The sequence below is a fragment of the Micromonospora sp. CNZ299 genome, assembly GCF_002754415.1.
In genome coordinates this window covers 2064674-2079590 of sequence record NZ_PEFG01000001.1, presented here as the reverse complement: position 1 = coordinate 2079590, position 14917 = coordinate 2064674, and the positions used below count along the sequence as shown (strand labels likewise).

The 14917-nt window shown below is 71.0% G+C and carries 13 protein-coding genes, 1 tRNA gene and 1 pseudogene; 7 read left to right on the top strand and 8 right to left on the bottom strand.

The window, feature by feature from the left end:
- Positions 1-84: 84 nt before the first annotated feature.
- The 6 genes from CLT68_RS10060 (at position 85) to CLT68_RS33130 (ending at position 4270) form a co-directional block, all read left to right on the top strand.
- Positions 85-411, top strand: a complete 327-nt coding sequence (locus tag CLT68_RS10060) for a hypothetical protein (protein ID WP_099850351.1) — start codon at positions 85-87, stop codon at positions 409-411.
- Between the two features lie 509 nt (positions 412-920).
- The gene (locus CLT68_RS10055; protein WP_099850349.1) at positions 921-1211 is read left to right on the top strand and encodes a hypothetical protein; all 291 of its coding nucleotides are present in this window, start codon (positions 921-923) and stop codon (positions 1209-1211) included.
- The gene (locus tag CLT68_RS10050) at positions 1184-1366 is read left to right on the top strand and encodes a hypothetical protein (RefSeq protein WP_099850347.1); all 183 of its coding nucleotides are present in this window, start codon (positions 1184-1186) and stop codon (positions 1364-1366) included. Before CLT68_RS10055 ends, CLT68_RS10050 begins: the two co-directional genes overlap by 28 nt.
- Before the next feature lie 421 nt (positions 1367-1787).
- Entirely contained in the window at positions 1788-3278 is a 1491-nt protein-coding gene (locus tag CLT68_RS10045) for an SMI1/KNR4 family protein (RefSeq protein ID WP_099850345.1), read from the top strand.
- A gap of 22 nt (positions 3279-3300) precedes the next feature.
- Positions 3301-3972: a hypothetical protein gene (locus CLT68_RS10040; RefSeq protein ID WP_099850343.1), complete on the top strand. Its 672-nt coding sequence runs from the start codon at positions 3301-3303 to the stop codon at positions 3970-3972.
- Between the two features lie 124 nt (positions 3973-4096).
- A complete protein-coding gene (locus CLT68_RS33130) occupies positions 4097-4270 on the top strand; it encodes a hypothetical protein (protein ID WP_199177018.1) in 174 nt (57 codons plus the stop codon).
- A 127-nt stretch (positions 4271-4397) separates the two neighbouring features.
- On the opposite strand, the gene CLT68_RS10035 is transcribed toward CLT68_RS33130, so the two are convergent.
- A complete protein-coding gene (locus CLT68_RS10035; RefSeq protein ID WP_099850341.1) occupies positions 4398-5534 on the bottom strand; it encodes a cellulose binding domain-containing protein in 1137 nt (378 codons plus the stop codon).
- Between the two features lie 456 nt (positions 5535-5990).
- Between CLT68_RS10035 and CLT68_RS10030 the strand changes: the two genes are divergently transcribed.
- Positions 5991-7130, top strand: coding sequence for a glutathione-independent formaldehyde dehydrogenase (locus CLT68_RS10030; RefSeq protein ID WP_099850339.1), 1140 nt, complete (start codon positions 5991-5993; stop codon positions 7128-7130).
- A gap of 143 nt (positions 7131-7273) precedes the next feature.
- Here the strand turns inward: CLT68_RS10030 and CLT68_RS10025 are convergent.
- The 7 genes and pseudogenes from CLT68_RS10025 to CLT68_RS09990 form a co-directional block, all read right to left on the bottom strand.
- A pseudogene (locus tag CLT68_RS10025) lies at positions 7274-7579 on the bottom strand (DUF4143 domain-containing protein); the annotation flags it as partial.
- A gap of 481 nt (positions 7580-8060) precedes the next feature.
- Positions 8061-8137: transfer RNA gene (locus tag CLT68_RS10020), tRNA-Ala, on the bottom strand.
- Positions 8138-8519: 382 nt separating this feature from the next.
- Positions 8520-9302 (bottom strand): divisome protein SepX/GlpR, encoded by a 783-nt coding sequence (gene sepX / locus CLT68_RS10010; RefSeq protein WP_185755188.1) that lies wholly within the window; start codon positions 9300-9302, stop codon positions 8520-8522.
- A 201-nt stretch (positions 9303-9503) separates the two neighbouring features.
- The gene (locus tag CLT68_RS10005) at positions 9504-10154 is read right to left on the bottom strand and encodes a GNAT family N-acetyltransferase (RefSeq protein WP_099850333.1); all 651 of its coding nucleotides are present in this window, start codon (positions 10152-10154) and stop codon (positions 9504-9506) included.
- Between the two features lie 109 nt (positions 10155-10263).
- A complete protein-coding gene (locus CLT68_RS10000) occupies positions 10264-11577 on the bottom strand; it encodes a molybdopterin molybdotransferase MoeA (protein WP_088951399.1) in 1314 nt (437 codons plus the stop codon).
- Positions 11574-12536: a UTP--glucose-1-phosphate uridylyltransferase gene (locus CLT68_RS09995; protein ID WP_099850331.1), complete on the bottom strand. Its 963-nt coding sequence runs from the start codon at positions 12534-12536 to the stop codon at positions 11574-11576. Before CLT68_RS09995 ends, CLT68_RS10000 begins: the two co-directional genes overlap by 4 nt.
- Before the next feature lie 9 nt (positions 12537-12545).
- Positions 12546-14858 (bottom strand): diguanylate cyclase, encoded by a 2313-nt coding sequence (locus CLT68_RS09990; RefSeq protein WP_199177017.1) that lies wholly within the window; start codon positions 14856-14858, stop codon positions 12546-12548.
- Between the last annotated feature and the right edge of the window lie 59 nt (positions 14859-14917).

The window sequence follows — 14917 nt, the reverse complement described above, 5'->3', positions numbered from 1 at the left end:
CGCCTTCGGTGCCCCCGCAATGGCCGGTGGCACCGACTCTGTCCCGGATCACTCATTCAGATGAACGCCGCGGGGAGAGCGCAGATGGCCGAACCGACCTTCCGATACCACCTGTTGTTCCGCCCGGAGAATGCGGAAGTGCCGGTCAACGTGATCGCGCTGCTCCAGAGCAGCGGACCGACCCAGGCCGTGATCTGGGATCGACCGACCAGCGCATGGACCTTCCGGCCGGACGTGGCGACGGCGGTCCTGTACGCGAGTCCGGAGCGACATCTGACCCGCGCGGTCGACCGGGTCACGACGGAACGGGAGACGGTCCACTTCGCGACTGTTCCGCTGCCGACGGAAGCGGAGTTGACGGAGATCTGCCGCCTGGCGGAATCGACGCGGAGTCGGAACGGCAGGACCTAGCGGACAGCGGTGTCCCGTCTGTCTCGCCCGGGACGTACTACGGGTTGCCGGAGACCGGAACATCGGAGCGGGGGACGCTGGAGAATTTCGTGTACCTCGCCGATCCTTCCGTCCACCCGTACGGACAGCTGGTCAACAATGGCGGGCCCGAACAGCAGGGTGGTCGGCGAGACTGCCAGGCACACCCGCAGAGCGGATGGTGGCCGTAGCAGCAGTACGAGCAGCTGCATCAGCACATTGCGGAAGCTGGTCCAGGCACCGCGGCCCCTGGTGGTGGCCGAGTAAGTTCAAGGTGGACCGGAACACGGGTGACCTGTCTCTGGATGAGCAGGAGAACCTCCAGATCGAGACCTCCCACGCACTCGTCGTGGTGCACACCCGCATGAGTGCGACGGACCCGTGTGGTGGGGGATCCGCACCGTGGCATGGCCTGGCCGGAACCTTCAGCGGGTACGCCGGGATCGCCTACGCGCTATGGTCGGCCGTTCCGCCGATGAAGGGGGCGTCTGATGACCGAGGACGAAGCGATGGGTCTGATCTACCGTCTGTTGGGAACAACTAACGAGATCAGTCTGCACCCCTTCGAATTCGGCTGGCTGGCAAAGGAGCAGTTGTCCCTTAAGGATGGGAGATCGGGGCTGCATGTGGGAAACGGGAGCTTCATCGTCGACCAGACGGGGGTTGTCACGGCACAGATGAGTCTGCCGGTGCGGCTGCTCATAGAGGAATACAGCGCCGCCCGTCGGCAAGGCCGCTTCACCGGCCGGCAGGTGTGGCCGAAGCTGGTCCAGCCCGACTGACCTCCACCAAGACCGACGCCGACGCCGACGCGACCGCACCGGACGTCGGCACCAACGCCAATGTGCAGGGCGACCGGGGGGCCGACGCGGTGATCGAACGGGCGCTGGCCCACGAGGTGGACGAGCTGGCCGGACCGCCGGACGTGCCACTGTGATCCTGTACGCGGGTCCGGAGCGACACCTCACCCGAGCGGTCGACCGGGTCACGACGGGACGGGAGACCGTCCACGTCGCGGCTGTTCCGCTGCCGGCGGGAGCGGAGTTGACGGAGACGGACCGCTGATCAACAACGGTGCGCCCGAACAGCAGGGCCGGGGCTGCGCAGCCGCCAATTCCGCCGTACGGTGACTGGCTCGGGCGTGTCGGCGTCGTCTGCACGGTGACAACACGCCCTGCACTGGAGGGCCTGCGGTGCGTCCCCAGTTCCGAAGGCTCGCCGCTGGCCGGATGACCGAAAGCCGAGCGGATCGCGCGGCAGGCGCTCGGCTTCGCGCTGCCCCACGAGTCGACACTGCACGGTTGACCGTGTCGAGAAGAGAGCGGGGAGGAGAGCGGTTGCCCTCTTACACGGACGTCATGTCCATCCGCAACAACGTGCCGACGGACATCGGGCCGGCCCGGCTCGGCGTTCGGTGGATCGACGAGGGCCCCCCGGTCCGGGCGGAGATCATCGTGATGCCCCACTGGGACGAGGAGTCCCCCCACTATGAGGTCACCATGGGCGAGACCTTCCCGGTGGGCGACGAGACCTGGCGCTTCGCGGACGTCCACATGAAGAACGCGGACGAGTGGCGGGTGATCGTCCGACGGGTCGACGAGAACGAGGTGATGACACCACCAACCGGCCACGTCTGGAAGTCCGCCCGGCTGCGGCCCTACGGTCAGCTGAACGAGGCGCAGTTGCTGGCGGCCGAGGCCGAGCTTGGCACTCAGCTGCCAGCGAACTACCGAAGGTGGCTGGCGCAGACCAACGGGGCGCAGCCCGAGGTGGAGCATCACGTCCCCGGCCTACTGTTCGCGCTCATCCCGGAACGCCCCCTGCTCGGCGTCCACCCGCAGCACCCGCCGTTGGACCTGGTGCACGCGCAGCGCGTACACCGGGATCCCTGGCTGTCGCCGGACCTGCTGGTCATCGCGAACCTCTCCGGCGGCCTCCTGGTGCTCACGCTGCGGGAGCGCGACATGGAACGGGAGGGTGTCTACTTCCTGCCGGACACCGCCCTGGGCGGGCCGATAGGTCCGGCGGGTGCTGCCGGGCGTGAGCGGCACCTCATCCCGATTGCCCGCTCGATCGGCTATTTCCTGGGCAAGCTGACCCCGATCGAGCTGCCCGACCTGCCGCCGGCAAAACTGATCCGGCCCGGTGAGCCCGGCCACTCCCAGCACGAGGACCAGTCGTGGTTGTCCCCGCGACCTGCCCGACCATCAACAGCGAGGACCACGACGCAGACCGCGCAGGCCGTGGTGCTGCCGGTTGGGCAGTTCTTCGGCACCTTCTACCCGGTGGCCGGTTCGATCGAGCGATACCACCGGGTCCGCCTCGGCGACGAGGTGTGGGAGCTCGACGACCAGCGCTTCACCCTGTGGGCGCTGGCGCACGGCACCGGCGACCGACCCGCCGAGCAGCCCTGGACCGTCGCGGCGGCATGCGACGCGGCGGCCAGCCAACTGCCAGGCGTCGACAGTGCGTCGCTGCTGCACGAACTGCTGGCCGAAGGGCTCGCCGTCGAGGTCGCCCCCGGCGCGGCGGTGGAGTTCGCCCGCCGGCACCGGGTCGGCGCCCGGATGCTCGGGTTGGGCAACAGTGCCGAGGAGCCCTGGCTCTGGTCGATCGGCCTCTTCGAGCACCCGGTGGTGCGCGTCACCCGCACGGTCTACGACCTGTGGGAGCACTGCCAATCCGGGGAGAGCCTCTGGGTGGTCTGCCAGGCGCTCGCCGACGAGGAGCGGGAGGCCGGCGGCACCGAACCCGACCTGGCCGACCCGGAGCGGTTGCTCGCCGCGTTCCTCCGCACCGTCCACCGGCTGCTCACGGCCGGCGTCGTCTACCTGGAGCCGCTGCCATGACCGACACGACGAAGAACCCGCAGTGACCGATCCGCTGATCCTGCCGGTGGGGCGCTACACCGGAGAGTTCCACCCGGCCGTCGGCGCCCCGGTGAGGTACTACTCGCTGGGTATCGGGGGGCTCTCGGTGACCCTGGAGGACCCGCAGTCCTTCGCGGTCTGGGCCGCGGCACACCACCCCATCGACCGGCCCGACGCGACCTGGGACCGGGCTGCGGTGACCGAAGCCGCCAGCCAACGCGGCGTGGCCGACCCGGACCGGATCATCGTGGAGTTCCTGGAGGATGGCCTGCTGGTGGAGATCGCGCCGGCCGCGCCGGACGTGGTGGAATTCGCTCGCGCACACCGGGTGCTTCCGCTGATGGTGTCGCTGGGCAACACCCCGGCTGATCCGCTGCGCTATGGCATCGGCCTCTTCGGTGCCGCCCCGGTGCTGCGACTGCCGGCGCTGGTGCACGACGTCTGGCAGTGGAGCAGCGTCGGCGCCAGCCTGTGGGATGTCTGCCAGGTCTTCGCCGACGCTGGCGCGCGGGCCGAGGTGGCGGACATTCGCGAGCACGACCCCCGGCATGTGCTGCGTGAGTTCCTGGCCGCGCTGCCCCTGCTGGTCGGCGCGAACGCCGCCTGTCTCGACGTGGCTACCCGGAGCCACTCGCCGGGATCAAGCCGCTGCGACGGCTCGCCTGCGCCGTAGTGGAAGCCCCCGGACACGACCACGGGAGTCAGAAGGAACCCCGGCTGGCACGATCCGTTGCAACACAACCGGTCGTCCTGCGGCCCGACGAGCGGCAGACCAGAAGACGACGGATACTCGCCTGATGACTGAACCGGATCTCGACCCCGAGAAGTACCCACCCATCGATCCACACGAGCCGGTGCCCGACGACGTAGGTGTCCTTATGCCTGACACACCAGACGAACTGCCAGAAGCCCCGCCCGAACCGATGCCGGACGAGGGTGGCAACGCCGGCGGTGTGCGCGAGCCGGCGTAGGCCGGCGGGGTGCGCGACACCAACCGGACTGGCGGGGTGCGCGACACCAACCGGACTGGCGGTGAGACGCTCGGGCCGTCGGGGCCCCTCGCGTGAATCGCCGAGGAGCCCCGCGGACCGTGCCGCCTCAGCTCGCGGTGCAGCTGATGGTGGGAGTGGTGGGAGAGCCGGTGACGCTGCCAAGGAAGCCGAAGGTGGCCTCCGCCCCCGGAGCGAGCGCCCCGTTCCAGGTCACGTTGCGCGCCGTGATCGCCTCGCCGGCCTGGGTGACCTCGGTGTTCCACGCCTGGCTGATCCGCTGGCCGCCGGCCAGGGTGTATCCGACTGTCCAGCCGGCGGTTCGGACAGCGCCGGTGTTGCGGACGGTCACCTCGCCCTGGAACCCTCCCTGCCACTGCCCGACAATCCGGTAGTTGGCCGCGCAGCTCGCTCCGGGAGCGGGGGTCGAGGTCTGGGTGGGGGTGGCCGTCGGAGTGGGGCTCGTCGTCGGGGTCGCGGTGGGCGTCGAGGTCGGCGGAACGCCGTTGGCGAGGGCGGCGGCCAACGCCGGGTACCAGCGGTCGGACATCTTCTGGTCTCCGGAGGCATTCGGGTGCACCCCGTCGTACGTGTCAGCGGCGGTGCTGAAGCCCGTCCACTGGTCGACGACCACTATCGGGGACTGCGCCGTGGTCTTCCCCAACGCCCAGTCGCCGATCGCGGCGTTCAGGGCTACAACGCGTTGCCCGCATTCGCCACAGGTGGGCGGTGCCATCGCAATGATCTTCGCAACGATCACCCGCATCGACGGGTTGCTGGCCCGCATCTGGTCGACCAGCTTGGAGTACGCGGCGAGAATGGTCGGCGGCGCGATGTTGCTCCACACGTCGTTGGTGCCGAAATGCATGAGCACGATGTCGGGGCGGGTGGCGGAGAGCCATCCAGGCAGCAGGTTCTGGTTGGCGACATTCGTCACCAGGTAGCCACCGTGGCCCTCGTTGTCCCCGTCGTACGGCTGGCCGCAGCCCCGGGGGCCGAGTGTGCCGACGAAATCGACGTCGGGGTAGCCGGTGGTCTGGAGACGGTTCCACAAGGTGGACCGCCAGCAGCCGGGTGAGCCGGTGATCGAGTCGCCCAACGGCATGACCCATACCGGCGCGGTAGCCGCCTGTGACGCGGCGATCGAGGATTCGGCGGACGCCGTAGCGCCCAGACCGAGCAGCAGGGCGAGGGAGGCGGCCGCAAGGGTGGCGAACAGGGTGGGAACGGTTGACCTTCGAAACATGAGAAGGGACTCCTGTCACGTGACGTTCGCACGGTCGGTGACGGCCCGCTTGCTCCCGGTCCCATTCGATCAGATTCTCGAGTCGACGTAAACGCGCTCCCGCACTCTCGGCATCAATCGGCCGGGTTCAGGGCGGGGTCGCTCGACCATCGCGAAATGCCGCAGCTTCCTGCTGAGGGCGACGGCCAGGGCAACCAACAGGCGTATTTGAGCCGAAATTATCCTACTTTGCGAGGTCTGGCGTAACGTCCGGCTTGGCGAGCGAGCGTGAGTTCGTCGTACGGGACGCAGCCGGGACATCGATCACCTGGTCGCTGACGATCACGCGGTGGTGGCGCGGTTGTGGGCCGTGTGATCGGCGGAGGTTGACCGATCGGGTGAGCTTCCACCTGGCGTGAGCGGAACCACCGAGATGACCGGCCGCGACAGTGGCCACCACGACAGGGGTAGGTAGACATGAAGGCTGTGGTGTATCGCGGTCCGCGTCAGGTGTCCGTGGAGGACGTCGACGATCCGCGGATCGAGGCGCCGAAGGACGCCATCATCAAGATCACGACGGCGAACATCTGCGGCTCGGACCTACACCCCTACGAGGGCCGCGCCCAGCTGGACGCCGGGATGGTGCTCGGTCACGAGAACATGGGCGTGGTGGTCGACATCGGCGACGCCGTCGACCGCATCGCGGTGGGGGACCGAGTGTCGGTGCCGTTCAACCTGGCCTGCGGCACCTGCCGCAACTGTGTCGAGGGCTGGACATCGGCGTGCCTGCGGGCCAACCCCTCCGGCAGCCCGGGCGCGGGGTTCGGCTACCCCCAGATGGGTCCGTACTGGGGTGGGCAGGCTGAGTACCTCCGGGTGCCGTGGGCGGACTTCAACCTACTGAAGCTGCCGGAAGGCACCGAACACGAGTCAGATTTCACCATGTTGTCCGACATCTTTCCCACCGGGTACCACGGCACGGAGCTCGCCGGTGTGTCAGCCGGCCACACGGTAGCGGTGTTCGGCGCTGGACCGGTGGGGTTGATGGCGGCCTACTCCGCGATGCTGCGCGGCGTCGCCCAGGTGTTCGTCGTCGATTTCCAACCCGACCGGCTCGCCCTCGCGGGGCAGATCGGCGCCATCCCCGTGGACGTGTCAAAGACCGACGCCGTGCAGGCGATCATGGACGGCACAGATGGATTCGGCGTCGACTGCGGTGTCGAGGCCGTCGGTTTCCAGGCCCACGACCCGTCCGGGCAGGAACATCCCCACCTGGTGCTCGACAACCTCGTGCAGGTCGTGCGCGCCACGGGTCGCATCGGCGTGGTCGGCGTGTACGAGCAGGAAGACCCCAAGGCTGCTACCGAGGGCGCCAAGGAGGGCCGCTACGGCTTCAACTACGGCCTGGCGTTCACCAAGGGCATCACCATCGGCTCCGGCCAGTGCCCCGTCAAGCGGTACAACCAGCAACTGCGTGACCTCATCATCCGCGGGCGTGCCACGCCGTCGTTCATCGTCTCCCACGAGCTACCCCTGAGCGCCGCTGCCGACGCGTACGACAAGTTCGACCGCCGCGTGGACGGCTACACCAAAGTCCTTCTGCACCCTGGCCAGTAACCGTGACCCGGTCGCCAGCCGGGCTCGGTGCCCGAAGCGGATGACGGGCTGCACCGGGGACGCCACGGACAAGCGGACGGCAGGCCTCGACCCGGCGCGGATGCTCGCACTGGCGCCGTCGCCGCCGGCGGCGAGCGCCCCGGTCAGCCTGTTCGTGCGCCGGCAACCTGCCACAAGGCACTGACCGGCAATGCGCGGAGCCTGTCGCCGAACGGCAGTGTCGAGGTTCCGGTGTAGAGGACTATGCCGGCGATGAAGTCGTCACCGAGGCGGTCGGCGAGTCGGCGTAATCCGCGGAAATCGTCGGATCCGACGGTTGTGGCTGCCTTGACCTCGATCCCGACCACATGCCCGGATCTGTTCTCGAGCACCGCGTCGACCTCGTACCTACTCTGGTCGCGGTAGTGGGAGAGGTCGGCAGATTGCTCCGACCAGGTGAGCTGGCGGGCTCGGCGATGTTCGGTTCGCGGGCCTGTGGCGTTCGATATGCGGCGGCACACTGATCGGCGAGAAACCTTCGATAATCCGCCAGAGGTTCTTTACGTGCCGGTGGATCGATGCGCCGCGGACCGGTACTGGCGTCAGCGATCCAACGCCAGGAGCGCTAGCGGTCAAGTTCTCTCACAACTGGGACGCACCCTGTCGCTAGCAATTACTTCAGCATTCAGCGAAGCACGTCTTCATCGACGAGTGCCCGCAACAGAGTGTTGGGCGGGAGCTATGAGCCGCACGGTAACGCACATCGTGGGGGCACTCGACCGCTGCGCAACCTCATGCTTGGGGCCACCGCCTCCGTCGAACTCAGCCGTTCAACTCGAGTTCTGCCGCCCTGTGCCGCGGTCTGGGCTCTGTCCGGCGGTCAAACGACGGTCAGATGATCAAGGGCGGGTTCCCCGTCACTGGGGAACCCGCCCTTGACCTGCTGTTTCTTGGTGGAGCTGAGGGGATTTGAACCCCTGACCCCCTCGATGCGAACGAGGTGCGCTACCAGTCTGCGCCACAGCCCCCCGCCGGCGAACCGGCTTCGGTCCCACCCGGCTTACACCGGGCGGGCCGGCAGCAAGGCTAACAGGTCGTCGGTCCCCACCGCGAATCCGCCCCCAGCGCGGCGCTCCAACCCTCCGGCTTGATCCACTCGCCTCCCTGAAAAACGTGGTATCCGGGACGCCACGACACCCCGACTTCCAGAAACCCGAGTCGATCAAGCCGGGAGCACGACCGAACCAGGCCGAGTCGGGCCAGGCCACGCCAGGCCACGCCACGCCCGACCAGGCCACGCCCGGCCACGCCACGCCCGACCAGGCCACGCCCGGCCACGCCACGCCCGGCCACGCCACGCCCGGCCACGCCACGCCCGGCCAGGCCAGACCACGCCCGGCCGTCGCCGGATCAGGCACCTCGGCCGGCCTCGTAGGGGCGTCCGCGTAGGCCGCCCGAGCGCCGGTACGAGACCGACCCGCCGTTGACTGCCGCCGGCAGGTCTCCCGGGCGGTCCAGGCCCATCGCGGCTCGGCGCACCCCCTCGCGTTGGGCGGCCAGGCGGCGTTGCGCCTCCCGGCGGGCCGCCGCCCGGCGGGCCTGTTCCCGGCGCACCTCGGCCTGCCGGGCGGCCAGCCAGGCCGCCTCGCGGGCCCGGGCGCGGCGGCGGCGACGCCCAGCGAGGGCCTGACCGCGCAGGTGGACGACGTACGTGGCCAGGAGCAGGAAGGTGACCGAGAAGCCGATCCAGAAGCCGGGGCTGACGAACAGCACGCCGACGAGTTCGACGACGTTGAGGAGCAGCAGCGCGGCGAGCACCCGCCTGCGCCGGTACACGGCGGGGGTGTGCTGTCGGCGCGGCGGCGGGCGGCGGCGGGACCGCTTGGGTGCAGGTGGCACGGCGCGCAGCCGACCGGAGCGGCGGGCGGCCGGGGGCGCGGAGACCGGCGCACCCAACACCCCCGTAGTCGCGTTCTCACTGAGGGTGACGACCAGCGAGCGCGGTGGGTGGACGGGCTGCCGTCCGGGCACAGTGCGGCGCCGTCGGCGGCGCTGGAGCACCCGCGCCGTCGACTGCGCCCGCTCCGCCACCAGCCGCTCGGTGGCGTCGTACCGGCGGACCAGCGCCGGGGCCAGGGCGAGCAGGCCGGCGGCGGCGAGGACGGCGAGGAGCACCGAGGTCGGCACCCTCACCCCTCCCGTCACCGAATTCGTCGCAACCGCCACCGGACCGCAGGATCTTCCACCGATCGCGCCTTGGTGCGTGGATCGTCCGGCCGGGGAGCGCTTGCCGCAGCTTGCAGTTACTTGAGGTTACGGCGCGCCGACCGGGATGCCACCGCGCCGCGCCGATCCCGTCTGTGGGACGGCGCTGCGGGAGTGGGGAAATCCTCCCTACCGGGCGTCGGCGCGTACCCGGTGCCAGCGGGCCAACAGGCCGCCCTCGGCGGCGATCTCCTCGCTCGTCATCGCGTATCCGATGTGGTCACGCCAAGCGCCGTCGATGTGCATGTAGCGCACGTGGTACGACTCCTCGCGGAAGCCCAGTTTCTCCACCACCCGCCGGGACGGCCGGTTCTCCGGACGGATGTTGACCTCCACCCGGTGCAGCCCGCCCGGGCCGAACGCGTGGTCCACGGCGAGCGCGAGCGCCGTCGGGATCACACCTCGGCCGGCGACCCGGGCGTCCACCCAGTAACCGACGTAGCCGGAGCAGAGCGCCCGCCGCACGATGCTGCCCACGTTGATGTGCCCGACCAGCCGGTCCCGGTCGGCCTCGCGCAGACAGACCGCGAACGGCATTCCCTCACCCTCACGGGCGGAACGACGCTGGTCACGGTGCACCCAGCGGAACGCGGCCGGCGAGTTGAGGTCGTCCCAGGCGCCGGGCAGCGATGATTCCCAGGGTGCCAGCCAGGCCCGGTTGGCCCGCCGTATCTCCGACCATGCCGCCGCGTCGGAGCGCCGGTAGGGCCGCAGCAACACCGGGCCGTCCGCCAGCTCCACCGGCCAGCCCGGTGCCCGCGGGGGTCCGAAGAGACTCACCCGCACAGTCTCCCGCGCGGGACCGTGTCGCGCGCAAGTGGACCCACCGCGTGGACCCGATGACCGCGCGGCGCCCGAGTGGCCAGCCGCCGGATCGACCGGGTCACCGTCACCGGCGGCGGTCCAACAGCAGGACGTCCACTGTGGAACCGGCGGCGGCCGTGGTGACCCGCTCGCCGAGCACCAGCAGGCCGTTCGCCTCGGCCAGCCCGGAGAGCGTGAACGGCCCACCGCTGAGAGGCTGGACCGTGTATCCACCGCCGCGTCGCTCGGCGACGTGCGCCGGCCGGAACTCGCGCAGCCCCGTCGGCGACGACACGGTCTCCAGCAGGTGCGCCCGCACGCTGGGTCGGAACACCGGCTCGGCGCCGGCGAGCAGTTGGATGGCGGGGCGGGCCAGCACCTCGAAACCGATCAGCGCGGCGCCCGGGTCGCCGGGCAGGCAGACCACCGGCACCTCCTCGGCGCCGACGGTGCCGAACCCGAGCGCGGTGCCGGGATAGAGCGCCACGTCGGTGAACGTGACCGGCCCGGCCCGGCCGCCCTCGCGGCGGGACAGGATCCGGCGCACCATGTCTCCGGGGCCGGTGCCGGTGCCCCCGGTGGTGATGATCAGGTCGGCGCGCAGGGTCTGGTCCTCCAGCAGCCCGCGCAGCCCCTCCGGGTCGTCGTCGCAGATCCCCACCCGGTACGCCAGTGCGCCCACCTCGGCCGCGGCGGCGGTTAACGCGTGCGAGTTCGCGTCCACCACCTGCCCGGGCTGACTGCCCCGACCCACGTCGACCAGTTCGTCGCCGGTGGCCACGATGACCACCCGTGGGCTGGGCCGGACCACCACGTGCCCGATACCGGTGGCGGCGAAGACCGCGACCAGGGCCGGCGAGACGTACGTGCCGGCGCGGGCGAGCAGAGTGCCGACGGGCAGTTCCTCACCGGCTCGGCGTACCCCGTACCCCCGTTTGGGGGTGCGGAAGATCTCCACAGCGGCCATGCCCTGGTCGGTCCACTCCACCGGAACCACCACGTCCGCGGCGACCGGCAGCGGCGCTCCGGCGGCCACCGAGAAGCACGAACCCGGGGTGAGCCGGACCGGCCGCCAGCTCGCGGCACCCAGATCCCCCACCACATTGAGCCGGATGGTCCGGCCGCCGGGCGTGCCGGAGGGGGCCGGGACATAGCTCGGGCCCCGACCCCCTCCGGAAATGTCCTCCCAGCGGGCCGCGTAGCCGTCCACGGCAGCCTGGTCGAAGGCCGGGAAGGCGTGCGGCGCGACGACGTCCTCGGCGAGGACGTTGCCGTGCGCCTGGGTGAGGTCGAGGTCGAGTGGCGGCAGCGCGCGTAACCTGCGCAGCACGCTGCCCAGGTAGTCGGCGAGCGGCGTCAACTCGTTCGCGGCCGCCTCGGCGTCGGCCGTCGCGGTCATGTACCAGATCCGCCCGCCGCGTCGGCCTTGACGAAGTCGGCCAGCCACGAGCGGAACTCTTTGCCCAGGTCCTCGCGTTCGGCGGCGATCTGCACCACCGTCTGCAGGTAGCCCAGCGGCATGCCGGTGTCGTAACGGGTGCCCCGGTAGACGATCGCGTGCACGGGGGTGCCCTCGGTGCGCAGCAACTCCATCGCGTCGGTCAGCTGGATCTCGCCGCCGCTGCCCGGCTTGGTCCGCCGGATCGCGTCGAAGATCTTGCCCGGCAACACGTAGCGGCCGAGCACCGCGAGGTTGCTGGGCGCGTCCTCCGGCTGCGGCTTCTCCACCATCCCGGTCACCTTGACGACCTCACCGATGTCGGTCAGCTCCGACTCGGCGGGTTCGACGGAGGCGATGCCGTACCGCTTGGTGTCGGCCGGGTCGACCTCGAAGAAGGCGAGCACCACACCGCCGGTGCGGGCCTGAAGCTCCAGCATCGCCGGCAGCAGCGGCTCCGACGGCTTGACGAACTCGTCGCCGAGCAGCACCGCGAAGGGCTGGTCGCCGACGTGCGACTCGGCGTACCCGACGGCGTGGCCGAGCCCGAGCTGCTCGGGCTGCCGGACGGTGTAGATCTCGGCCAGCTCACTGGGGCGACGCACCGCGGCCAGCCGCTCGGCGTCACCCTTCTCCTCCAGCCTGGTCTCCAGGTCTGGGCGACGGTCGAAGTGGTCCACCATCGACGTCTTACCCCGACCGGTGATCAGCAACACGTCACCGATGCCGGCCTGGGTGGCCTCCTCGACGATGTACTGCAGAACCGGCCGATCCACCACCGGCAGCAGCTCCTTGGGCACTGCCTTGGTGGCTGGCAGGAACCGGGTGGCCAGTCCGGCGGCCGGGATGACGGCCTTGACCGCCAGGGGACGGCCAGTTGCGGCGACCGTCGATGAGGGGTTCGCTGAGTGCTCCGACATGCCGCGAGACTATCGGCCACGGCTCTGTCGCGGCGGGTGTGGCCCAGAAGACGCGCCGCCACCCGGCCCCGGCCGCGCGGCGTCCGGGCCGGCCCGCGCCCCGCCGGTCGCGCTGTCCGGGCCGTCGTCGGCCGGTTCCGGCCGCGCGTGCGCCGCAGATGATTCCGGTACGCCCACAGCCGGCTCCGACCGGGCGGGCCCGCCCGGCTCCCGGATGACCTGCGCGGGTTGACCGGCGCGCGGCAGCCCGTCGGGTGGACTGACCGCGCAGGCGAGCACCGGTATCTCCCTCGTCGGCACGTCCGGGCGCACCTCGGCGACCCGGTACGTGTCGCGGCCGGCCGCCTTGGCCGCGTAGAGCGCGTCGTCGGCGGCCTCCAGCACCTCCCGCCCGGTGCTGCCGTTGTCCGGGTAGACGGCGATGCCCACCGACACGGTCACCAGGACCGGCCCGGCGTACGCCTCGACGGCGATCGGCGTCTCGCGAACCGCCGCGCCGAGTCGCTCGGCAACGATCGCCGCGCCCCGCGCGTCGGTCTCCGGCAGCAGCAGCACGAACTCCTCACCGCCCTGCCGGAAGGCCAGGTCGACCTCGCGGATCTCGCCGCGCACCCGCCGGGCGAACTCGGCCAGCACGGTGTCCCCGGCAGCGTGCCCGTACGTGTCGTTGACGTCCTTGAAGCGGTCGAGGTCCATCGCGAGGATGCTGAGCATCCGCCCGAACCGGCTGGCCCGTTCCACCTCCCGCCGGATCGACTCGCGCAGGTAGCGGTAGTTCCACAGCCCGGTGAGCGGGTCGGTGAGCGAGAGCCGCTGCGCTTCCTCGTGCACCCGCACGTTGTCCACCGCCACGGCCGCGTGGCCGGCGAAGGTGCGCAGGGTGACCAGGTCGTCGTCGTCGAACTCGTCGGCGCCCAGCCGGTCGTACAGGGCCAGCACGCCGAGTGCCGCCGCGGCTCCGGCCTCGTCGCCGGAACCGCTGAGGGTGGGCGCGGCGCCTCCGCCCGGGGTCGCGAACGGGACCGCGACGTACGTGCGGCAGCGCGGCTCCCCCGACGGAACCTCGGTCGGCTCCATCCTCCCCCGCTGTGGTTCCCCGGTGGCGGCGACGGCACCGACCACACCGACCCCCACCGGCACCCGAAGCGTCGACGACCCGTCCGTGTCGCCCTCCGGCCACCGCCCGTCCAGCCCCTCGGTGCACTGTGCGACAAGCACCCCGCCCGCCTCCACCAGCAGCACCGCGCCGGCGCGCGCCCCGGTCGCGCCGATGGCGCTGTGCAGGATCACCCGCAGGATGCGTTGCAGGTCGTGCGTGCTGGCCAGGGTGTCGCCGAGCACGGCGAGGTGCCCGCGGAGCTGGTCGCGGTTGCTGGTCAACGCCGCGACGTAGGAGCCGGTCTCCCGGGTCATCCGGTTGAACGCGGCGGCCAGTCGACCCAGCTCGTCGCGGCTGCGGACCGGCACGCGGGCGGTCAGGTCACCCTGGGCCACCCGGTCCACCGCCCCGGCCAGCTCCACCAGCGGCCGGGTGGTCACCCGGGCCAGCCGCCAGGCGGTCAGCACGGCGAGCAGCCCGGCCAGCACGACCACCCCCACCAGCGTGGCGTGCAGCCCTGGCGGCCGTTCACTGGGCACGGAGAGCACCAGTGGCAGCGGCTGCGCGTCGGACGGCCCGATCCTCCGCACGTACCGGCCCTCGGTGGTTTCGGTGACCCGCTCGCCTTCGACGGTGCTGGCGGCTGCCAGCACCGCGTCGCGTACCTCCCGGGACTCGGTGGTGTGGGTGACCCGCGCGGCGCTCGCTCCGCTGTCGAGCAGGGTGACCGCCACCCCGGTCACCGCCGCCAGCCGGGCCACGAAGGCCGGGTCGACCAGTTGCGCGGCGGTCACAGTGCCCCGCAGCGTGCCGGCGCGGTCGCGCAGGTCGACGTGGGCGGCCAGCGCCCGGACAGGGCTGGCCGAAGCGGTGGTCGAGCCGGAGCAGTCCCGCCACGGGGTCGGCGGCGCGCCCGGCGAGACGTAGCTGACCTCGCCGGTCAGGTCGGTGATCAGCACCGCGGCGGCCAGACCTCGACCGACCAGTTGGGCGGCGCCGACGGCGGGCTCGGCGGTGAGCGCCACCGCGTCGGCGGTGGCGCGCAGCTGCTGGCAGAGCGCGTCGACCGAGGTACGCACTGTGGACGCCGCCACCGCCAGGCGCTCGGTGGAGCGGCTGCGGTCGACGGCCGCGAGCGTGGAGGCGACGAACAGCGCGCCGAGCAGGACCGGCCCGAGCACCACCACGAGGAAGGCTGCTGTCAACCGCCCGCGTAGCGTCACTCGGTCCCCCCGGAAGTTCCGCCTCCGTTGCTTGCGATGCTGACACAGTGCAACCGTGG